Consider the following 19,248-nt stretch of genomic DNA (forward strand, 5'->3'; position numbering starts at 1 on the left):
CGGGATTACAGATCCCGCCTTTTATTCCGGCAGGTGGCAGACGGCCTCTATATTGTGCCCGTCCGGGTCGATCACGAAAGCAGCGTAATAATCGGGATGGTAACCTTCGCGGATGCCCGGCTTTCCATTGTCGCTGCCGCCAGCCGCGATGGCCGCTTCATAGAAACGATCCACTTCCGAGCGCGTGCCCGCCGAAAAGGCGACATGCAGAACCCCTTCCAGTTTGGCGCCCTTCTGCTTGCCAATCCAGAATTCCGGCTTACCGTTGCGCCCATATCCGACCCAGTCGCCGAATTCCATGGCGCGGGTAATGCCCAGAGGGGCAAGCGCCTCATCATAGAATTTGCGCGACTTGGGCATGCTGGAAATGTTGAAGCCGATATGGTCGAGCATGATTGCCCATTCTCCGTGCTGCCTTGTTATCTCAAGACATATCGGCGGCAACGTAAAGGTCAAGACCATACAATCAATGAGTGCATGATCTATTGCCGGTTCGTGCAAAGAACAAAGGGGAAGGCAACAGCCCTCCCCTTTGCATACTCCAATTGATAGCTGGCGCTACTACACGCGGCGCTCAACCATCATCTTCTTGATCTCGGCACAAGAGGCGTGGAGGCCGCAGGCCGACAGGGATCGCAAAAAAGAAGCGATTGCCGCGATTACACGCGGCGCTCGACCATCATCTTTTTAATCTCGGCAATCGCCTTGGCCGGGTTCAATCCCTTCGGGCAGGTCTGCGCGCAGTTCATGATCGTGTGGCAGCGATATAGGCGGAACGGATCTTCGAGATTGTCGAGACGTTCGCCCTTGGCTTCGTCACGGCTGTCGATCAGCCAGCGATATGCCTGCAGCAGCACAGCCGGGCCGAGATAACGGTCGCCGTTCCACCAGTAGCTTGGGCACGAGGTCGAGCAGCAGGCGCACAGAATGCACTCATAAAGACCGTCGAGCTTCTGGCGGTCGTCATGGCTCTGCAACCATTCCTTCTGTGGCTCCGGCGAAACCGTCTTGAGCCAGGGCTCGATCGAACGGTGCTGGGCGTAGAAGTTGTTGAGGTCGGGCACGAGATCCTTCACCACCGGCATATGCGGCAGCGGGTAGACCTTGATGGCGCCCTTGATATCGTCCATGCCCTTGGTGCAGGCCAGCGTGTTGGCGCCGTCGATATTCATCGCGCAGGAGCCGCAAATGCCTTCGCGGCACGAGCGGCGCAGCGTCAACGTCGGATCGATCTTGTTCTTGATATAGAGCAGACCATCCAGAACCATCGGGCCGCAATCGTCGCGATCGACATAATAGGTGTCGATGCTCGGATTGGCGTCGTCGTCCGGCGACCAGCGATAAATACGGAATTCCGTGACGCGCTTGGCGCCATCAGGGCGGGGCCAGGTCTTGCCCTCCTGCATGCGGGAATTCTTGGGAAGTGCGAGTTCAACCATTGCTCTTTCCCTTAATCAGTAAACGCGCTTCTTCGGCGCAATCTTGGCGAGGCTGATGCCACCTTCTTCTTCCGTCGTGAGCGGATCGAGATGAACGGCGCGATAACCGAGCGTCACCTTGCCGTCCGGCGAGAGCCAGGACAGGGTGTGCTTGCGCCATTCGGCATCGTTACGGTCCGGGAAATCCTCATGCGCATGCGCGCCGCGGCTTTCATGACGCGCTTCCGCCGAAACAACGGTCGTCAACGCATTGGCCATCAGGTTTTCCAGCTCCAGCGTCTCAACGAGATCGGAGTTCCAGATCATTGAGCGGTCGGAAACCTTGATATCCGGCAGTTCCTGCCAGATCTTTTCCATGCGCTCGCAGCCCTGCTTGAGCGATTCCGACGTGCGGAACACGGCGGCGTCTTCCTGCATGGTGCGCTGCATCTTCTCGCGCAGCTCTGCCGTCGGCGTCGAGCCATTGGCGTAACGCAGGCGATGGAACCGATCCATGATCTTTTCGACAGCGGCTTCGTTGATATCCGGGATCTTCGCGGCGCGGTCGATGACTTCGCCAGCGCGGATCGCAGCCGCACGACCGAACACCACAAGGTCGATCAGCGAGTTGGAGCCGAGACGGTTTGCACCGTGCACCGAAGCGCAGCCCGCTTCGCCGACAGCCATCAGGCCGGGCTGTACGCGATCCGGGTCTTCCGGCGTCGGGTTCAGCACTTCGCCCCAGTAATTGGTCGGAATGCCGCCCATATTGTAGTGAACGGTCGGCAGAACCGGGATCGGTTCCTTGGTCACGTCCACGCCCGCGAAAATCTTGGCCGACTCGGAGATGCCCGGCAGGCGTTCATGCAGAACGGCGGGATCGAGATGGTCGAGATGCAGGAAGATGTGGTCCTTGGCCTTGCCGACGCCACGACCGGCGCGGATTTCCATGGTCATGCAGCGCGAAACCACGTCACGCGAGGCAAGATCCTTGGCCGATGGCGCATAACGCTCCATGAAGCGCTCGCCTTCGGAATTGACCAGATAGCCGCCTTCACCGCGTGCGCCTTCGGTGATGAGGCAGCCTGCGCCGTAAATGCCGGTCGGATGGAACTGAACGAATTCCATGTCCTGAAGCGGTAGACCAGCGCGCGCAGCCATGCCGCCGCCGTCGCCGGTGCAGGTATGGGCCGAGGTAGCCGAGAAATAGGCGCGACCGTAACCACCGGTCGCCAGAACCACCATCTTGGCGGAGAAGCGATGGATGGTGCCGTCATCGAGGTTCCACGCCACCACGCCGGTGCAGACACCGTCGGTCATGATCAGGTCGAGCGCGAAATATTCGATGAAGAACTGCGCGTTGTTCTTCAGGCTCTGGCCGTAAAGCGTGTGCAAGATCGCGTGGCCGGTACGGTCGGCAGCAGCGCAGGTGCGCTGAACCGGAGGACCGTCACCGAAATTCTGCATATGGCCACCGAACGGACGCTGGTAGATCTTGCCTTCTTCCGTACGGGAGAACGGCACACCGTAGTGCTCAAGCTCGTAGACGGCGGCAGGCGCTTCACGCGCCAGATATTCCATCGCGTCGGTGTCGCCGAGCCAGTCCGATCCCTTGACGGTATCGTACATGTGCCACTGCCAGCTGTCCGGGCCCATGTTCTTCAACGAGGCGGCAATGCCGCCCTGTGCCGCGACCGTATGCGAACGGGTCGGGAAAACCTTCGTGATACAGGCGGTCTTGAGCCCCTGCTCGGCCATGCCGAGCGTGGCGCGCAGACCAGCGCCGCCGGCGCCAACCACGACAACGTCGAATTTGTGATCGACAAACTTGTAGGACTTTTCGCCCGCAGCCGGAGCTGCATTCTTTTCTGCACTAGCCATCGGGCTATCAACCTCCGAAGCTGAGCTTGAGGATCGCGAAAACGCAGGCAAAACCGACCACCGCCGCAAAGAAGGTGTTCAGCATTACCAGCACGACCTTCATGCCTTCGCCATGCACATAATCTTCGATAATAACCTGCATGCCCAGACGCATGTGATAAACGCCGGTCAGAACGAACAGCGCCATGACAATGGCGGTAATGGGATGCGAGAGAGCAGCCCGGACTTCCGCAAAGCTTGCGCCATTGAGCGAAATCACCAGACCGAGGAAAAAGAGAACCAGCGGCACCAGGGCCACTGCCGTCACGCGCTGATACCAGAAATGGCTGGTGCCTTCCTTGGCAGAACCAAGACCGCGAACCTTGCCGAGAGGCGTGCGCATATCATTATTCGAACCGCTCATGGGATCAGCCTCCTAGCGCACCGAGTAAGCGACGACCCAGACGAGGATCGTGGCGATGACCGAGAAGACGACCGTAGCCCAGGCGATCTTGGAAGCGGTATGTTTTTCAAGACCTGCGCCGGTATCCCAGATGAAGTGACGAACGCCGCCCGCCAGATGGTGCAACAGCGCCCAGGTATAGCCGAACAGCACAAGCTGGCCGATCCAGGAGCCGAACACGGCGTTGACGGCATTGAAGCACTCTTCGCCGACGGCTGCGGAAATAAGCCAGGCTGCAAGCAGCAGGGTGCCGAAATAGAGAGCGCCGCCCGTGATACGATGCACGATGGACATCGTCATCGTGATGACCGGCTTATAGACGGACAGGTGCGGCGACAAAGGACGCTGACGCGTTACGGTCGGTTGTGTCATGGTTCTCGTTGGCCTCTCGTGGGGCTTCCCTGACGTTTCTCCCCCGGAATGCCCACCGACAATGATCGATCTGGCGTACCGGATGGCGGGTTTTTCTAAAAACCCAGTTTTGAAGTCGCGCTCTACGCAATGAACCGGAACTTTCGATCCCGCGCCGGTGCGACCTGAAAATATGGCGAGACCGTGGAATACGGCCTTATGTGCCGCTTTCTACTGCTCTTTTACCACCACGTCAAAGAAGCTTTTTCACGAAAAGACTAACAATTGGTCGCACCTTTGCGACACTTTCACGTGAATGCGGCCTTCAATCGTTTGAAGGCCGCAATTTAAAAAACATGTGTAATTTCATCAACTTTAGCAAAAGCACATCAGGCGCCGAATCGAATCACATAGCTCGACCAGTCGGCTGCCGTCGCGACCTGCTCATAGAGCTTGCGTCCGTCTTCCGGCACACGCGGCGCGTTGAGCACCAGCTTGGACCAGCTGCGCTCTTCCGCCTTGTCGGCCAGCAGGTCGATGAGCGCCTTGGCGATGCCTTTGCCGCGATGATCGTGATGCACATAGATATGATCCACCTGCCCTGCGCGCAGACCCGATACCGGCTCCGGCAGATCGTAGAAAATCACGAAGCCGACAAGATTGCCGTCCACGCGCGCGCCTAGAATTTCAGTGGCACGGTCCTGCAGAAGATGCTCGGCATAATAATCGTCGGGGCGGCGCGGTGCGCCACGCTTCAGCGCCTGCGCATAGCTGGCAAGCAGCGGCGCGAATTCGTGAGCATCACGAAGATGGAGCAGCGCGATATCGACGGCATGATCTTTGGTCATTGAACATTCCTTGGCCTTCGGGGCGGTTCAAGTCGTCCTTGCTCACAACGCCGCGAAGCAGTTGCGACCAAAGACTTATCCGATTGTAGCCAGCACGGATGACAAAGGTAAAGAAAGAGTTAAGATGGTGCGGAAACTCTTTTTGCGTCAGACGGCGAAGGCGAAACGGCACCATGGCAAACAGAAACAGGATCGCGTTGCTGGCGTCATGTACACTGGCTTTTGGTGGCTTGGTCGCGACAGCCTCTGCCGAGACCACCTTGCGCTATGCCGACGCGTCTGGAAACCTCGTCATGCAGAAGGCTGACGGCGGCGCTAAGATCATCCGGGTCGGTGCAGCGCATAAAGACCCGACATTGCAGATGCCGCGCAAGGTGCACGGCACGACAACAATAACCGCGTCGCAGGACAAGGCTGTGTCCTATATCGTCAGCCCTCCGAACAGCAGTTGCGAAAGCGCCATCGTCCTGCGCGGACGCTCTTTCATGTATGGGCTGGACAGCGGCGAAACCCCGGTTCTGGATCATCCGGGCTGTTGAGGCCGATTATCCGCGTGTGCGGGCTGAGCCTGACGGACGAAACTCCACGACATTCTCATCAGAGATAATGGGCGAGGCTGCGCGGACGCAATTGCGACCGCCCTTCTTCGCCTCATAAAGAGCACCGTCAGCTCGCTTGTAGAGGTCGGAAAACATGTCGTCGAATTCCATTTCGGCAACGCCGAAGCTGGCTGTGAAATCGATATCGCCATGATTGCTCGGTATCTGGATCGTGCCGCAGGCCAGACGCATACCGTCGGCACAGCGAGACGCCGACTGAATGGTGTTGCCGGGCAGCAGGACCGCAAATTCCTCGCCGCCCATACGCGCCGCAAATCCGCCTCGGGCAACGGCAGTCTTGCGCAATTCGGCAGCAAAGGCTGCAATGACACGGTCGCCCAGCGCGTGACCGTAATTGTCATTTATCAATTTGAAATAGTCGATATCGCAAACCACCAGCGACAGGGCCTGTCGAGACCGCTTCGATTTTTCGATGGCCGCCTCTGCCCGCAACGCAAAGCCGCGGCGATTGAGCAGCGCCGAAAGCTCGTCCGTTTCGGAACGAATGGTCATGTCCGAAAGCAGTTCCCGCATCAGGCTCAATAGCAATAGAAGTCCCGCCGCGACCGACAGGCCGGCCCCGATCGACTGGGCAAAAAGCGCATAGGCCGTATTCACATAATCGTTCGGCTCAGCCCCCGCGCCGCCCGACACATTGGCAAGCACCGGCTTCATGAGAAAATGCACAGCACTGAAGGCAAAAAGCACGGCCATCAGCATATCGACAGCCCCGCGTCTGCTGGAGCGCAGGATGATCCAGACGGCGAGCGCCAATGTCAGAAAATAAGGCGTCTGGTAGAGGAACATACCGGGCAAGGTGCTGCGCGCGATGCCGTATATGGCATGGATCATCACCAGCGAAACAAACGCCAGCGCGCCAAGCGTCTTCCACGGCACGGGCGAAGAATACATCCGCGCCAGACCAATGACGAGACAAGCCAGTGTCATCAGATAGGTTGCAAATGCGAGCATATAGCCGATGCGCGGGCTCGGCATGGACGGCATCGCCAGCTCACTGAGGAAATAGAGCATCGCAAAGACGAAGCCCGTCGCGAAGACGCGCGCCGCGGCATTGCCTTTCGCATAAACGGCAATGCCGAAAAACGCGAAGGCAAACAGACCGGATACGGTCATGTTGATGATGAGAATGAAATCGGCCCCGCCCATGAATGCCTATTCCGCCTGCTTTGGTTCGTAGCGGCTTCTCTAAAGTAGGCGCTAATCTAGCAGCACTTACTTATACATGGAATATGCGAGGAAACCGTGAAGAAGCGGATAAGAGCAAAGCTTTTTTCTTACCCATGGCGGCGCATAAAAGAAAAGCCGCCGGATCGCTCCGGCGGCTTGTTCTATTCAGTGTTGTCTGGACACGTTAGTTCCAGTCGCGAATGTCCACGAAGTGACCGGCAATGGCAGCTGCGGCGGCCATGGCAGGCGACACGAGATGGGTGCGGCCCTTGAAGCCCTGACGGCCTTCGAAGTTGCGGTTCGAGGTCGAAGCGCAACGTTCACCCGGCTTCAGACGGTCGTCATTCATGGCGAGGCACATCGAGCATCCCGGCTCGCGCCAGTCGAACCCGGCTTCGATGAAGATCTTGTCGAGGCCTTCGGCTTCCGCCTGTTCCTTCACGAGACCCGAGCCAGGCACGATCATGGCATTGACGCCATCGGCAACCTTCTTGCCAGCGGCCATGCGGGCTGCGTCGCGCAGATCCTCGATACGGCCATTGGTGCAGGAACCGATGAAGACGCGGTCGATCTTGATGTCGGTCATCTTGGTGCCCGGCTTCAGACCCATATAGTCCAGTGCACGCCACTTGGATGCACGCTTGGTTTCATCCTTGATATCATCCGGATTCGGCACGATGTCGGTGACGAAAACAACGTCTTCCGGCGAAGAGCCCCAGGAAACGACCGGCGAAATCTTGGCCGCATCCAGCTCGACGATCTTGTCGAAATGCGCGCCTTCATCCGAATGCAGCGTCTTCCAGTAGCCGATAGCCTGTTCCAGCGCTTCGCCCTTCGGCGCGCGCGGCTTGTCCCGCACATAGGCGAAGGTCGTTTCGTCCGGTGCGATGAGACCAGCGCGTGCGCCGCCTTCAATCGACATGTTGCAGACGGTCATGCGACCTTCCATCGACAGCGAGCGAATGGCGCTGCCTGCATATTCGATCACGTAACCGGTGCCGCCTGCGGTGCCGATTTCGCCGATGATGGCGAGCGTAATGTCCTTGGCGGTCACGCCCGGAGCCAGTTCGCCCTCAACACGCACCAGCATGTTCTTGGCTTTCTTCTGGATCAGCGTCTGGGTCGCGAGCACATGCTCGACTTCCGACGTACCGATACCATGCGCCAGCGAACCGAAAGCACCGTGGGTCGAGGTGTGGCTGTCGCCGCAAACAATCGTCATGCCCGGCAGGGTAAAGCCCTGCTCCGGTCCGACGATGTGCACGACGCCCTGGCGACGATCACGCTCGGAATAATATTCGACGTTGAAATCCGCGGCATTCTTGGCGAGAGCTTCAACCTGAATGCGGCTTTCTTCGTTCTTGATGCCGTTGACGCGATCTTTCGAGGTCGGCACGTTGTGATCGACCACAGCCAGCGTCTTCTCGGGATGGCGCACCTGACGGCCAGCCATGCGCAGGCCTTCGAAAGCCTGCGGGCTCGTCACTTCGTGCACAAGATGGCGATCAATATAAAGGAGGCAGGTCCCGTCTTCCTGCTGATCCACTACATGGTCGTCCCAGATCTTGTCATAAAGTGTACGCGGCGCGCTCATTGCGAGAGTTCCTTTGAACGGTTCTTAATTGGGCCTGTCATATGCACCTGCTGTTGCGTTTCGTCAAGAAACTGAAACAGCAACAGGGTGTCGCAGTAACAATCTTGCGCAAAGCGGGCAGAATTATGCCTGATATTATGCGTCGTAATGCGTTTGGCAAATAAAAAAGGCGGCCACAGGCCGCCTTTTTCAAAGATCTCTGGCTGAAACTTATTCAGCAGCGGTCTTGGCAGCTTCGGCAGCGGCGGCAGCCTTGTCGGCTTCGCGCTCGGCCTTGGTGCGGTTGTCTTTCTTTTCAGAAATACGGGCAGCCTTACCGGTGAGGCCACGCAGGTAGTAAAGCTTGGCGCGACGGACCTTACCGCGGCGAACCAGCTCAACGCCTTCAACGATCGGCGAGTAAACCGGGAATACGCGCTCTACGCCTTCGCCATACGAAATCTTGCGGACGGTGAAGTTTTCGTTGAGGCCTGCGCCCGAACGAGCGATGCAGACGCCTTCATAGGCCTGTACGCGGGTACGCGTACCTTCGGTCACGCGAACCTGAACGCGAACCGTGTCGCCCGGCTGGAAATCTGGAAGCTTGCGCTTTTCTTCGATCTTTGCTGCCTGTTCGGCTTCAAGCTGACGAATAATATCGGTCATCGTCTGACTCCTTCTATGTTCTTCTCAAACAGTCAGAGCGCTCTGCACTTGCCGCCAAGCAATCCTTGGCCTTGCGGCTATGCCCTCGATATCAGGCAGGAGCGGTACACCATTTATTGGTTTACGGACGTCCCGGGCTATGCCCGAACGAGCCATCGCAATGTCGGATTTTTCCGAACAGACGCGCCAATACAGCATCGCGAGGGTTTTGTCACGCCCTGTCAGAATTTTTAATAGCCAGCCGCAATGGTCTATGTCAGAAATATTGCAAAAAATGACGGCTGCGCATGCAAGCAATCGAATAAAGCATAAAGCTAAAATGGGGACAATATGACAAGCAAACAACCGTCACCCTCATTGTATAATGAGGATCTGGCGCCGGCTGTTGAGCGCAAATGGGGCGCCTTCAGTATTTTCAACGTCTGGACATCGGACGTCCATAGTCTGTGGGGCTACTATCTTGCCGCAAGTCTTTTCCTGCTTTGCGGCAGTTTTCTGAACTTTATCATTGCCATCGGTCTCGGCTCTCTGGTCATCTTCTTCCTGATGAGCCTCGTCGGCAATGCGGGCGTACGGACCGGCGTGCCTTTTCCGGTGCTGGCCCGCGCCTCCTTCGGCACATTCGGCGCGAATTTCCCAGCCCTCGTGCGCGGCGTCGTCGCCTGCTTCTGGTATGGCGCGCAGACGGCGGCAGCTTCCGGCGCCCTTGTTGCGCTGCTGATCCGCAATGACAGCATGCTGGCTTTTCACCAGAACAGCCATTTGCTCGGTCATTCGACCCTTGAAGTCATCTGCTACGTGCTCGTCTGGGCGGCGCAGCTCTTGATCATCCAGCGCGGGATGGAAACGGTGCGCCGTTTTCAGGATTGGGCCGGCCCGGCAGTCTGGATCATGATGCTCATTCTCGCCATCTATCTGGTCATCAAGGCAGGCACATTCTCCTTCGGCAGCGAAATCCCGCGCGATGTTCTGCTGGAGAAGACAAGAGATGCAGGCGTATCCGGCGAACCGGGTTCCATCCCGGCGCTGGCGGCGGTTGCCGCCACCTGGATCACCTATTTCGCAGCGCTTTATCTCAATTTCTGCGACTTCTCGCGCTATGCCAAGGATGAGGCGGCACTGCGGCGCGGCAATCTCTGGGGCCTGCCGGTCAATCTTCTGGCCTTCTGCCTCGTGGCCGGTGTCACGACCACAGCCGCCTTCACGGTCTATGGCGAAGTGCTGCTGCATCCCGACCAGATTTCAGCCAAGTTCGACAGTTGGTTCCTGGCATTGCTGGCCGCGCTGACATTCACCGTCGCAACGCTCGGCATTAATGTGGTGGCAAACTTCGTTTCCGCCGCCTTTGATTTCTCGAACACATTTCCGCAGAAGGTTTCCTTCAAGCGCGGCGGTTTTATCGCGGCGCTGATCGCGCTGATCCTCTATCCGTTCGCACCATGGGAAACCGGCGCTGCGCATTTCGTCAATTTCCTCGGCTCCACCATGGGGCCGATCTTTGGGATCATGATGGTCGATTATTATCTGCTGCGTCGCGGACAGCTGAATGTCGCCGATCTCTATCAGGAAAATGGCGAGTTCCGCTTCCAGAACGGCTGGCACGTCAAGGCTTTCATCGCCTTTGCCATTGGCGCGCTGTTCTCGTCGGTCCTGCCGATAGCCACCAATCTTCTGCCGAACTGGTGGGGAACCTATGGCTGGTTCTTCGGGGTCGGCATTGGCGGCGGGGTCTATTACCTGCTTCGCAAGCCGGAAGCTGCCCTTCGCGCATCCGCAAAGCAACATGCCTGAAACAGAAATGCCCGGTGAAAACCGGGCATTTTTCTGCGGGACGATACTTTTCAAGCGCTCGATCAGCTTTTGCGCTTCGTCTCCTGATAGACATCCCAGAGATCGGGACGACGCTCCCGGGTAATCCGCTCGGCCTCAGCATGCCGCCATTTGTCGATGGCGCCATGATTGCCGGATGTCAGCACATCGGGAATGGAACGCTCCTCCCAAACCTGTGGGCGCGTATAATGCGGATGTTCGAGCAACCCGGTCTCGAAACTCTCCGTTTCGCCCGATTGCTGATTGCCCATCACGCCGGGCAACAGGCGCACCACAGCATCCAGCAACACGATGGCCGCCGTCTCGCCGCCCGAAAGTATATAGTCGCCGATCGACACTTCCTCGAGATGGCGCGCTTCGATCACACGTTCATCCACGCCCTCAAAGCGACCGCACAAAATGATCGCGCCCGGACCGGCTGCAAGCTCGCGCACGCGCTTTTGCGTCAGCGGCGCACCGCGCGGCGTCATCAGCAGCATTGGGCGATCATCGGCAACGGAATCGAGCGCCCGCGCAATCACATCAGGCTTCATCACCATGCCCGCGCCGCCACCGGACGGCGTGTCATCGACCATGCGATGCCTGCCTTCGGCAAAGTCGCGAATCTGCACCGTATCAAGCTGCCATTTCGCCTCGGCCAGCGCCTTGCCCGCCAGGGAAACGCCAAGCGGCCCCGGAAACATTTCCGGATAAAGCGTCAGGACCGAAGCATGGAAAAGTTCGCCCGTCATGACTTCTTCGGTCGCTTCTTGGGCTGATTGCCGCCCTTCAGCGGATTGTCGTCTTCATCGGCGATCAGGCCCGCCGCGAAAGGCTCCACCAGAATGGTGCCTTTTTCGAAATCAATCTCCGGCACAGCCGCTTCGGTAAACGGAATGAGCATCGGGCGCTTGCCCTTCTCGCTCAACTCAATGATGTCGCCGCCGCCGAAATCGAACACCGCGCTGACAATGCCATAGCTTTTGCCGTCGGCATCGATGGCCGCGAGGCCGATCAGGTCGGTCTGGAAGAACTCGTCATCGTCCAGATCGTCGTCCGGCAATTGCGAACGGTCGATGTAGAGCGCCGTGCCGTTGAGCGCCTCGGCGGCATTGCGGTCATTGACGCCCTTGAGGCGCACGATCACCACCGTCTTGGCGGCCCGCGCTTCAAGAATTTCGTAGCCCTTGCCCTGCTCATCATAGAGCAGGCCATAATCGCCGATGGACAGCGGGTCTTCGGTGAATGTCTTGATCCGGACTTCGCCGCGAATGCCATGGGCGGCACCGACGATGGCAAGCTGGATCGGATTTTCTGGACGTGGCATGGTTGCCCCTGATCTGGATTCGGGCGCATCGTCCCGACAGTCGGACCGATATGCGCTGCTGATTAGCCTATCGCTTAGCGAATTCAGACCGAAACGCCAAGAAAAATGCACGGTTTCAGCAAAGTCGCCGATGGAAGCATCAAAGGCAACCAGCCGGTAACCTCTGCCTGACAAACTGTCTGCCGAAACTTCAACCGGTAGATTTCAAGATGGCAATGAATGGCGAATTCCTGATTCCCGCCCGTGCAGACCTCGCGGCTGCGCGTGAGGAATGGCTGAAGACATTGAAAGATACGCGCCGTCTTTCCGAGAATACCATCGAAGCCTATGAGCGCGACTCGCGGCAGTTTCTGAATTTTCTCACCGGCCATCTGGGCGAAGCGCCCTCGCTGAAGGATGTGAGCGCCTTGCGCGTTGCCGATCTGCGCTCGTTCCTCGCCAGCCGCCGCAATGACGGCGCAGGCGCACGAACCCTTGGGCGCGGTCTGGCTGGTGTGCGCTCGCTGCTGCGGCATCTGGAAAAACGCGGACTGGCCAATGCCGCTGGCGCCGGTGCCATACGCGCGCCCCGCCAGCCGAAATCGCTGCCAAAACCGCTGACCGCAGACGACGCCCGCCGTGTGGTCGCAGCCGATGGCCAGATGGCCGAGGAGCCGTGGATCGCCGCCCGTAACGCCGCCGTGCTGACCCTTCTCTATGGCTGCGGCTTGCGCATTTCCGAAGCGCTTGGCCTGAAAGGCGACGCGCTAGCCGACAGTTCCGCGCTTTCGATCACCATAACCGGCAAGGGCAATAAGTCCCGCCTTGTTCCTCTGCTGCCGATCATACACCGCGCCGTCGCGCAATATCGCGCGCTTTGCCCCTATGATCTCTCTGCCGACAAGCCGCTATTTCGCGGCGCGAAGGGCGGCGAGCTTCATGCCGCGATCATCCAGCGCGAAATGCAGAAGCTGCGCGCTGGGCTGGGCCTTCCCGACAGCGCCACGCCACATGCACTGCGCCATTCCTTCGCGACGCATCTGCTGGGTCGCGGCGGCGACTTGCGTACCATTCAGGAATTGCTGGGCCATGCCAGCCTGTCCACCACGCAGATTTATACCGGCGTGGATACGGAGCGTTTGCTGGAAGTCTATGACAAGGCGCATCCGAGAGCCTGACCCGGGCACCTTTCACATCGCGGAAGATCGCCTATATTCACTTTATGAAAAAGCTGCTTCTTGTTCTTCTATGCGCCGTCTTCGCCGGGTCCGTCACCGCCCGCGCTGACGAAAAGGCCACCGCCTGCTCCGTTCGCGGCGAAAATCTCGTCGATGGCGTGGAGAAAAGCGATCCCGCCCTCTGGAAAAAATTGCAGGCGGAAGCCGAAGCAACGCCCAACCATCAGGGCCGCCTCTGGAAGATCGAAAAGGACGGCGTAGCGCCGTCCTATCTGTTCGGCACGATTCATCTCAGCGATCCGCGCGTGCTGGACCTGCCGAAGCCTGTCGAAGACGCCTATCGTTCGACCGGCACCGTCGTGATCGAAACCACCGATGTTCTCGATCAGAAGAACTTTCTGCGCCTGAAGCTGGAGCGCCCGGAACTGCTGCTTTTCACCGATGGCAGCACGCTTAAATCGCATCTGCCTGCCGACAGGCGCGACGATATTGAAAAGAAACTGGCCGAGCGCGGCATTATTCTCGATGCGGTCGCCAAGATGAAGCCGTGGGTTCTGACCACGCTGTTATCCCTGCCCGAATGCGAGCGCGAACGCAAAAGCGAAGGTGAAAAGTCGCTTGACGAATTTTTGGCCGTCAATGCAAATGCGGAAGGGCGCGAAATAGCGGGGCTGGAAACGGCTGCCGAACAGTTCGAAGCGACTGAAAAGCTTCCGCTCGATTTTCACATTCGCAATCTGATCGCCACGGTCGATTACGGCGACAAGTCCGAAGACGCGATGGAGACGACGACCGCGCTTTATCTGAACGGTGAACTGGGCATGATCATGCCCGCGCTGCGACAGATCGTGCCGGATGCATTGTCCGATCAGGATTACGACCTGTTCCAGAAATATCTGATCACCGACCGCAACCACACCATGGCGGATCGCGCCGTTCCGCTTCTGGAAAAAGGCAATGTCTTCATTGCAATCGGCGCGCTGCATCTGCCGGGTCAGGAAGGCGTGGTGGAACTGCTGCGGGCCAAGGGCTATCGCCTGACGGCGCTCTAGCTCCGGCGTGGCTGCGGAACAATCGGCTTTTGACTGCGTTCACTCTCCACACAAGGTTTGTGACGGCTGGATACCGCGCAAGCCCCATGCGAAAACTGGAGGAGCGCGCAATGGTTGATCCCCTCGATCCGCGAAACGACCCCAGAACAAACCCGGTGAATACTGATCCGAGACTGTCGGACCCTTCCGGCATGCCACCGCCACAACGGGGCGGCAGCGGCTATCTTCTGGGTGCTGTTCTGCTCGTTGCAATCATCATTCTCGGCTATTTCTTCTACAATAACGGCACGAGAACCGACATGGCGGCACCACCGCCCGCGACGCAGAGCGAACCGGCCACACCGGCCCCGGCAACCCCTGCCAATCCGCCAGCCCAGAACTGATTTCCAAAAAAAAGGCCCGCTTACGCGGGCCTTTCTGCATGCTCTCTCGAAGAGATTACATATGGATCGGCTTGGCGAAGGTCGCCAGAGCGGATTCGCGCACGGCTTCCGACATGGTCGGATGCGCATGGCAGGTGCGGGCCAGATCTTCCGAAGAACCGCCGAATTCCATCAGTACGGCCAGTTCGTGGATCATTTCACCGGCATTGTAACCGAGGATATGTGCGCCCAGAACGCGATCCGTTGCCTTGTCGGCGAGGATTTTCACGAAACCATCGGTGTGCAGCATGGCGCGTGCACGACCATTGGCGGTGAACGGGAACTTGCCGACCTTGTATTCAACGCCGGCAGCTTTCAGTTCTTCTTCGGTCTTGCCCACGGAAGCCACTTCCGGCTGGGTGTAGACGACGCTTGGAATGACGTCGAAATTCACATGACCGGCCTGACCGGCGATGATTTCGGCAACGGCAATGCCTTCATCCTCGGCCTTGTGCGCCAGCATCGGGCCCTGTACCACGTCGCCGATAGCATAGATGCCTTCGACATTGGTGCGCCAATGGTCGTCAATCGCAACGCGACCGCGTTCATCGACAGTGACGCCTGCTTCCTGAAGGCCGAGACCATCCGTGTAAGGACGGCGGCCCGTAGAGATCAGAACGGCATCGGCTTCGAGCACTTCCGCATCGCCACCCTTGACCGGCTCGAAAGTGACCTTTGCACCTTTACCGGACTTTTCGACGCCCGTGACTTTCGCGCTGAGCTTGAAGGCAATGCCCTGCTTTTCGAGCAGACGCTGGAACTGCTTGGAAACTTCGCCGTCCATCGCACCCAGCACCTTGTCGAGATATTCGACAACCGTCACCTTCGCACCGAGACGCGCCCAGACCGAACCCAGCTCCAGACCGATCACACCGCCGCCGACAACGACCAGATGACCCGGAACCTTGTCGAAGGACAGAGCGCCGGTCGAGGACACGATGGTCTTCTCGTCGATATCGACCTTGACGCCCGGAATACCGGCGACGTCGGAACCCGTGGCGATGATGATGTTCTTGGCTTCGATTTCCTCAACCTTGCCGTCTTCGGCGGTCACGGAAACCTTGCCCTTGGCGACGATCTTGCCGGTGCCGATGTAAGGGGTGATCTTGTTCTTCTTGAACAGGAATTCCACGCCCGACGTGTTCGACTTCACGGTCGCGTCCTTGTGGGCCAACATCTTTTCCAGATTGAGCTTCGGCTTGCCGACTTCCACGCCCAGCGTGTCGAAGGAATGGCCAGCTTCGGCAAACACTTCCGACGCATGCAAAAGCGCCTTGGACGGAATGCAGCCGACATTGAGGCAGGTGCCGCCGAAGGTCTTGCGCTTTTCCACCACGGCAACCGAGAGACCGAGCTGCGCGGCCTTGATTGCGGCGACATAACCGCCGGGGCCCGTACCGATGACAACCACATCATAAGACATTGAATTACCCTTTTCAGTCTTTCCTGAACGTTTTTAGTTTGAGACCGGCATTCGTGAGAACAGCCGGTCAGTTTTCATCCGGGGTGCATCCCTGAAAGCGGAACACTTCCCACTGAAGCGGCTTTTCCGGTTTGGCCGCTCCAAAATCATAGCCGTCGAGCGCCGTCACCAGATCGGGGAACAGCACGGCCTGCGCAGCTGGTTCGTCCGCCTTCGGCAGAACATCAGCTTCCGCGCTTTCCATCAGCGCATAGATGACGCTCTGCCAGATGCTGCAATCATCGAGGTCTTCCGCATTGGAGCCGTCGCCCTTGCAATTATAGGTGATGAGCGCATAAGGCCGCGCCACACCTTCTTCCGGCCAGATCACCATGCCGCTCAGCTTGAATTCCGGCTTGTCATTGGCCGTGATGGTGAATTCATTTGTCGGCGCTGGCGTCATCTTGAGATCGTTCGACTGCAAGGGCTGGAACGTCAGCGTATAGGCGCCGTCACGATCCTGATAGATGCCGCGATTCTGTGTGCAGGCCGCCTGCACCGCAGTCGAGAACACCGATGCGGCAACGACCGAAGCGGCCGTTATTCTGAGAAGCTTAACTGCAACATGCATCTGTCGGTTCTCCTTGAGTTTTTCCGGCAGCAAATCAATTGCTTCTTACATAGCCTTTTCGGTCGCAAGTTTAAGCCCCAGCGCGATGAAGACAACACCGCTGGTACGATCAATCCATTTCGAAGCGCGCGAGAAGGCCGCGCGCATCTTCGGCGTGGTCATGAAAATGCTGACGCCAATAAACCAGCTGATCAGCGCGGTTGCCATCACAACACCGTAACCGAGCTTCACTTCGGTCGGCGTATGCGCGTGCACGACCGTTGAGAAGATCGACAGGAAGAAGAACACGGCTTTCGGATTGAGCGCGTTGGCGGCAAAGCCGAGACCGAAGGCCTTGGCAAAGCTCTGCTGCTTGCGTGGCTCCTTCGCATCGTTTTCGACATCGATCTTCGTCGCGCCAGCGCGCAGCGCCTTGATACCGATATAGACGAGATAGGCCACACCGCACCATTTGACGATGTTGAACAGATAGATCGACTGAGAAATGATGAGGCCGAGACCCAGAACCGTATAGGTCACATGCATCATCAGCGCGCTACCGATGCCGAAACTGGTGATGATCGCCTCACGGCGGCCATGCATCAGTGACTGACGCATGACCATGGCAAGATCAGCCCCCGGCGAAACAATCGCAAAGAAGAAGATCGCCATCAGAGAGGCCAGTTCGAAGAGATAGGGATGCATCGCTTTTCCTTTGCTGCACTATGCGCGAAGACCCGCGCAGGCAACCATCAAAAAATCAAAGCCAGAAACATGACACCCAGTCCGACCATCGAGCCGACCCAGATCAGCGACCGGATATAGGGAATGCCCGCCAGATAGAGCGGAATATAGACAATACGGCAGGCAAACCAGAGCCAGGCCCCGTAAACGCCCCATTGCGCTGCATCGCTTTTCAGCGTCAAAGCCAGCGCCAGCGCGATAAAAGCCGGATAGGTTTCGCGGAAATTGGCGGATGCCCGTTCCGCACGACCGGCAATCGCGCCGGAAGGCTTCAGTCCTTCATCGCGGGGACCGGCATTCCAGTCTGTGCCGAGTTCTCGCGTCGCCGTCATGGCCTGAAGCAGCACATGCGCCACCAGCAAAACCACGCTCCAGCCGACAAGTGGCAGGTAGGGCGGCAGATAAGGCGAAGAGGAGAAAAGACCCGACTCCATCGTGCAAATCCCGTTTCTCGCAAACCCGACCGAAAAGCCGCCCGATCATGTTCGGGCGGCTTTTTTTGAATTCCAGCTTAGAGATCGAGAACCAGACGTTCCGGATCTTCCAGGCTTTCCTTGACGCGAACGAGGAAGGTCACGGCTTCCTTGCCGTCCACGATGCGATGATCGTAGCTGAGAGCCAGATACATCATCGGACGGATGACGATCTGACCGCCGACGACAACCGGACGATCCTGGATCTTGTGCATGCCGAGAATGCCCGACTGCGGCGAATTGAGGATCGGCGAAGACATCAGCGAGCCATAAACGCCACCATTGGTGATGGTGAAGGTGCCGCCCTGCATGTCAGCCATCGAAAGCGTGCCATCGCGCGCGGCCTTGGCCAGACGGCCCAGTTCCTTTTCCACGCCCGCGATCGAAAGCTGATCGGCGTCGCGGATGACCGGAACCACAAGACCCTTGTCGGTGCCGACAGCCATGCCGACATGCGCAAAGTTCTTGTAGATGATGTCGGTGCCGTCGATCTCGGCGTTTACAGCCGGGATTTCCTTCAGCGCATGGGTGACGGCCTTCGTGAAGAAGCCCATGAAGCCAAGCTTCACGCCGTGCTTCTTTTCGAAGACGTCTTTGTACTTGGTGCGCAGTTCCATGACTGCGGACATGTCGACTTCGTTATAGGTCGTCAGCATGGCGGCAGTGTTCTGCGCATCCTTCAGACGCTTGGCGATGGTCTGACGCAGACGGGTCATCTTCACGCGTTCTTCACGCGATGCGTCGTCAGCCGACGAAGCCGGACGTGCAGCAACTGGGGCAGCAGCCGGAGCAGCCGACACGCCCTTTGCAATAGCGTCGAGAACGTCGCCCTTGAGGACCTGACCGCGCTTGCCCGAACCATCGACCTGATCGGCGGAAAGACCGCTTTCAGCCAGAAGCTTCGAAGCGGCAGGAGCTGGCTGCATGGCCGGACCGGACGATGCGGAAGCAACCGGTGCAGCGGCAGCCGGAGCAGCGGCGGCGGCAGGCTTGGCTTCTTCCTTCTTCGGAGCCGGAGCGGCAGCAGCGCCCTCACCCGAAATCTGGCCGAGCAGAGCGTTCACTTCAACCGTGTCGCCTTCCTTGGCCACGATTTCAGCCAGCACGCCAGCAGCAGCAGCCGGAACTTCCACTGTCACCTTGTCGGTTTCCAGTTCCACCAGCGGTTCGTCGATGGCGACGGCATCGCCAACCTTCTTGAACCATTTTCCGATGGTTGCCTCAGTAACGGACTCCCCAAGCGTGGGAACGCGAATTTCGGTGGCCATGGTTTCTTCTTCCGTTGA

Annotated in this window: 21 protein-coding genes; 5 read left to right on the top strand and 16 right to left on the bottom strand. The window is 58.4% G+C overall.

All coding sequences use genetic code 11. The features are described from left to right. Positions 1 to 21: 21 nt before the first annotated feature. The 6 genes from ABWW11_RS00495 to ABWW11_RS00520 form a co-directional block, all read right to left on the bottom strand. On the bottom strand, positions 22 to 393 hold the full coding sequence (locus tag ABWW11_RS00495; protein ID WP_109369949.1) for a VOC family protein: 372 nt from the start codon (positions 391 to 393) through the stop codon (positions 22 to 24). 266 nt (positions 394 to 659) lie between these two features. Beyond that, on the bottom strand, positions 660 to 1,439 hold the full coding sequence (locus tag ABWW11_RS00500; protein WP_109369950.1) for a succinate dehydrogenase iron-sulfur subunit: 780 nt from the start codon (positions 1,437 to 1,439) through the stop codon (positions 660 to 662). A gap of 15 nt (positions 1,440 to 1,454) precedes the next feature. Further along, positions 1,455 to 3,299, bottom strand: a complete 1,845-nt coding sequence (sdhA, locus tag ABWW11_RS00505; RefSeq protein WP_109369951.1) for a succinate dehydrogenase flavoprotein subunit — start codon at positions 3,297 to 3,299, stop codon at positions 1,455 to 1,457. A 7-nt stretch (positions 3,300 to 3,306) separates the two neighbouring features. Beyond that, a complete protein-coding gene (gene sdhD / locus ABWW11_RS00510; RefSeq protein ID WP_109369952.1) occupies positions 3,307 to 3,702 on the bottom strand; it encodes a succinate dehydrogenase, hydrophobic membrane anchor protein in 396 nt (131 codons plus the stop codon). Between the two features lie 12 nt (positions 3,703 to 3,714). Continuing rightward, positions 3,715 to 4,113 (bottom strand): succinate dehydrogenase, cytochrome b556 subunit, encoded by a 399-nt coding sequence (sdhC, locus tag ABWW11_RS00515; protein ID WP_078337554.1) that lies wholly within the window; start codon positions 4,111 to 4,113, stop codon positions 3,715 to 3,717. A 368-nt stretch (positions 4,114 to 4,481) separates the two neighbouring features. Next, positions 4,482 to 4,940, bottom strand: coding sequence for a GNAT family N-acetyltransferase (locus ABWW11_RS00520; RefSeq protein WP_109369953.1), 459 nt, complete (start codon positions 4,938 to 4,940; stop codon positions 4,482 to 4,484). Between the two features lie 173 nt (positions 4,941 to 5,113). Between ABWW11_RS00520 and ABWW11_RS00525 the strand changes: the two genes are divergently transcribed. After that, positions 5,114 to 5,479 (top strand): hypothetical protein, encoded by a 366-nt coding sequence (locus ABWW11_RS00525; RefSeq protein WP_124915129.1) that lies wholly within the window; start codon positions 5,114 to 5,116, stop codon positions 5,477 to 5,479. Between the two features lie 6 nt (positions 5,480 to 5,485). On the opposite strand, the gene ABWW11_RS00530 is transcribed toward ABWW11_RS00525, so the two are convergent. The 3 genes from ABWW11_RS00530 to rplS form a co-directional block, all read right to left on the bottom strand. After that, positions 5,486 to 6,706 carry a GGDEF domain-containing protein gene (locus tag ABWW11_RS00530; protein ID WP_109369956.1) on the bottom strand — a complete coding sequence of 407 codons (1,221 nt, stop codon included), beginning with the start codon at positions 6,704 to 6,706 and terminating at the stop codon, positions 5,486 to 5,488. 205 nt (positions 6,707 to 6,911) lie between these two features. After that, entirely contained in the window at positions 6,912 to 8,321 is a 1,410-nt protein-coding gene (gene leuC, locus ABWW11_RS00535) for a 3-isopropylmalate dehydratase large subunit (protein WP_109369957.1), read from the bottom strand. 210 nt (positions 8,322 to 8,531) lie between these two features. After that, complete coding sequence (gene rplS / locus ABWW11_RS00540) at positions 8,532 to 8,966, bottom strand: 50S ribosomal protein L19 (RefSeq protein ID WP_109369958.1); 435 nt, start codon at positions 8,964 to 8,966, stop codon at positions 8,532 to 8,534. A 330-nt stretch (positions 8,967 to 9,296) separates the two neighbouring features. Between rplS and ABWW11_RS00545 the strand changes: the two genes are divergently transcribed. Beyond that, complete coding sequence (locus ABWW11_RS00545) at positions 9,297 to 10,757, top strand: NCS1 family nucleobase:cation symporter-1 (RefSeq protein ID WP_109369959.1); 1,461 nt, start codon at positions 9,297 to 9,299, stop codon at positions 10,755 to 10,757. Between the two features lie 62 nt (positions 10,758 to 10,819). On the opposite strand, the gene trmD is transcribed toward ABWW11_RS00545, so the two are convergent. Together trmD and rimM are read right to left on the bottom strand one after the other, a co-directional pair. Continuing rightward, entirely contained in the window at positions 10,820 to 11,527 is a 708-nt protein-coding gene (trmD, locus tag ABWW11_RS00550) for a tRNA (guanosine(37)-N1)-methyltransferase TrmD (protein ID WP_109369960.1), read from the bottom strand. After that, positions 11,524 to 12,102 (bottom strand): ribosome maturation factor RimM, encoded by a 579-nt coding sequence (gene rimM / locus ABWW11_RS00555; RefSeq protein ID WP_109370331.1) that lies wholly within the window; start codon positions 12,100 to 12,102, stop codon positions 11,524 to 11,526. The genes trmD and rimM overlap by 4 nt, the downstream gene beginning before the upstream one ends. 209 nt (positions 12,103 to 12,311) lie before the next feature. Here rimM and ABWW11_RS00560 point away from each other — a divergent pair, with 209 nt between their 5' ends. The 3 genes from ABWW11_RS00560 (at position 12,312) to ABWW11_RS00570 (ending at position 14,694) form a co-directional block, all read left to right on the top strand. Beyond that, the gene (locus tag ABWW11_RS00560; protein WP_109369961.1) at positions 12,312 to 13,259 is read left to right on the top strand and encodes a tyrosine recombinase XerC; all 948 of its coding nucleotides are present in this window, start codon (positions 12,312 to 12,314) and stop codon (positions 13,257 to 13,259) included. Positions 13,260 to 13,303: 44 nt separating this feature from the next. Then, entirely contained in the window at positions 13,304 to 14,311 is a 1,008-nt protein-coding gene (locus ABWW11_RS00565) for a TraB/GumN family protein (RefSeq protein ID WP_319080544.1), read from the top strand. A gap of 110 nt (positions 14,312 to 14,421) precedes the next feature. Next, positions 14,422 to 14,694 (top strand): hypothetical protein, encoded by a 273-nt coding sequence (locus ABWW11_RS00570; RefSeq protein WP_109369963.1) that lies wholly within the window; start codon positions 14,422 to 14,424, stop codon positions 14,692 to 14,694. Positions 14,695 to 14,749: 55 nt separating this feature from the next. Here the strand turns inward: ABWW11_RS00570 and lpdA are convergent, their stop codons facing one another. The 5 genes from lpdA to odhB form a co-directional block, all read right to left on the bottom strand. Continuing rightward, the gene (lpdA, locus tag ABWW11_RS00575) at positions 14,750 to 16,156 is read right to left on the bottom strand and encodes a dihydrolipoyl dehydrogenase (RefSeq protein WP_109369964.1); all 1,407 of its coding nucleotides are present in this window, start codon (positions 16,154 to 16,156) and stop codon (positions 14,750 to 14,752) included. A gap of 67 nt (positions 16,157 to 16,223) precedes the next feature. Next, the gene (locus tag ABWW11_RS00580) at positions 16,224 to 16,766 is read right to left on the bottom strand and encodes a hypothetical protein (RefSeq protein ID WP_319080545.1); all 543 of its coding nucleotides are present in this window, start codon (positions 16,764 to 16,766) and stop codon (positions 16,224 to 16,226) included. 45 nt (positions 16,767 to 16,811) lie between these two features. Beyond that, on the bottom strand, positions 16,812 to 17,450 hold the full coding sequence (locus ABWW11_RS00585) for a LysE family translocator (protein WP_109369966.1): 639 nt from the start codon (positions 17,448 to 17,450) through the stop codon (positions 16,812 to 16,814). 47 nt (positions 17,451 to 17,497) lie between these two features. Then, on the bottom strand, positions 17,498 to 17,923 hold the full coding sequence (locus ABWW11_RS00590) for an MAPEG family protein (protein ID WP_109369967.1): 426 nt from the start codon (positions 17,921 to 17,923) through the stop codon (positions 17,498 to 17,500). A gap of 77 nt (positions 17,924 to 18,000) precedes the next feature. Next, positions 18,001 to 19,230 carry a 2-oxoglutarate dehydrogenase complex dihydrolipoyllysine-residue succinyltransferase gene (gene odhB / locus ABWW11_RS00595; protein ID WP_109369968.1) on the bottom strand — a complete coding sequence of 410 codons (1,230 nt, stop codon included), beginning with the start codon at positions 19,228 to 19,230 and terminating at the stop codon, positions 18,001 to 18,003. Positions 19,231 to 19,248 lie beyond the last annotated feature (18 nt).

Origin of the sequence: Brucella sp. NBRC 113783 (assembly GCF_040372265.1) — a bacterium.
GTDB classification, from domain to species: domain Bacteria; phylum Pseudomonadota; class Alphaproteobacteria; order Rhizobiales; family Rhizobiaceae; genus Brucella; species Brucella teleogrylli.

Coding starts and splice junctions, on each gene's coding strand:
- trmD (WP_109369960.1), bottom strand. CDS start 11,527: ATGACGGGCGAACTTTTCCATGCTTCGGTCCTGACGCTTTATCCGGAA.
- odhB (WP_109369968.1), bottom strand. CDS start 19,230: ATGGCCACCGAAATTCGCGTTCCCACGCTTGGGGAGTCCGTTACTGAG.
- ABWW11_RS00545 (WP_109369959.1), top strand. CDS start 9,297: ATGACAAGCAAACAACCGTCACCCTCATTGTATAATGAGGATCTGGCG.
- ABWW11_RS00560 (WP_109369961.1), top strand. CDS start 12,312: ATGGCAATGAATGGCGAATTCCTGATTCCCGCCCGTGCAGACCTCGCG.
- ABWW11_RS00565 (WP_319080544.1), top strand. CDS start 13,304: ATGAAAAAGCTGCTTCTTGTTCTTCTATGCGCCGTCTTCGCCGGGTCC.
- ABWW11_RS00495 (WP_109369949.1), bottom strand. CDS start 393: ATGCTCGACCATATCGGCTTCAACATTTCCAGCATGCCCAAGTCGCGC.
- sdhC (WP_078337554.1), bottom strand. CDS start 4,113: ATGACACAACCGACCGTAACGCGTCAGCGTCCTTTGTCGCCGCACCTG.
- ABWW11_RS00520 (WP_109369953.1), bottom strand. CDS start 4,940: ATGACCAAAGATCATGCCGTCGATATCGCGCTGCTCCATCTTCGTGAT.
- ABWW11_RS00585 (WP_109369966.1), bottom strand. CDS start 17,450: ATGCATCCCTATCTCTTCGAACTGGCCTCTCTGATGGCGATCTTCTTC.
- ABWW11_RS00590 (WP_109369967.1), bottom strand. CDS start 17,923: ATGGAGTCGGGTCTTTTCTCCTCTTCGCCTTATCTGCCGCCCTACCTG.
- lpdA (WP_109369964.1), bottom strand. CDS start 16,156: ATGTCTTATGATGTGGTTGTCATCGGTACGGGCCCCGGCGGTTATGTC.
- sdhA (WP_109369951.1), bottom strand. CDS start 3,299: ATGGCTAGTGCAGAAAAGAATGCAGCTCCGGCTGCGGGCGAAAAGTCC.
- rimM (WP_109370331.1), bottom strand. CDS start 12,102: ATGCCACGTCCAGAAAATCCGATCCAGCTTGCCATCGTCGGTGCCGCC.
- ABWW11_RS00500 (WP_109369950.1), bottom strand. CDS start 1,439: ATGGTTGAACTCGCACTTCCCAAGAATTCCCGCATGCAGGAGGGCAAG.
- rplS (WP_109369958.1), bottom strand. CDS start 8,966: ATGACCGATATTATTCGTCAGCTTGAAGCCGAACAGGCAGCAAAGATC.
- ABWW11_RS00570 (WP_109369963.1), top strand. CDS start 14,422: ATGGTTGATCCCCTCGATCCGCGAAACGACCCCAGAACAAACCCGGTG.
- ABWW11_RS00525 (WP_124915129.1), top strand. CDS start 5,114: ATGGCAAACAGAAACAGGATCGCGTTGCTGGCGTCATGTACACTGGCT.
- ABWW11_RS00530 (WP_109369956.1), bottom strand. CDS start 6,706: ATGGGCGGGGCCGATTTCATTCTCATCATCAACATGACCGTATCCGGT.
- ABWW11_RS00580 (WP_319080545.1), bottom strand. CDS start 16,766: ATGCATGTTGCAGTTAAGCTTCTCAGAATAACGGCCGCTTCGGTCGTT.
- leuC (WP_109369957.1), bottom strand. CDS start 8,321: ATGAGCGCGCCGCGTACACTTTATGACAAGATCTGGGACGACCATGTA.
- sdhD (WP_109369952.1), bottom strand. CDS start 3,702: ATGAGCGGTTCGAATAATGATATGCGCACGCCTCTCGGCAAGGTTCGC.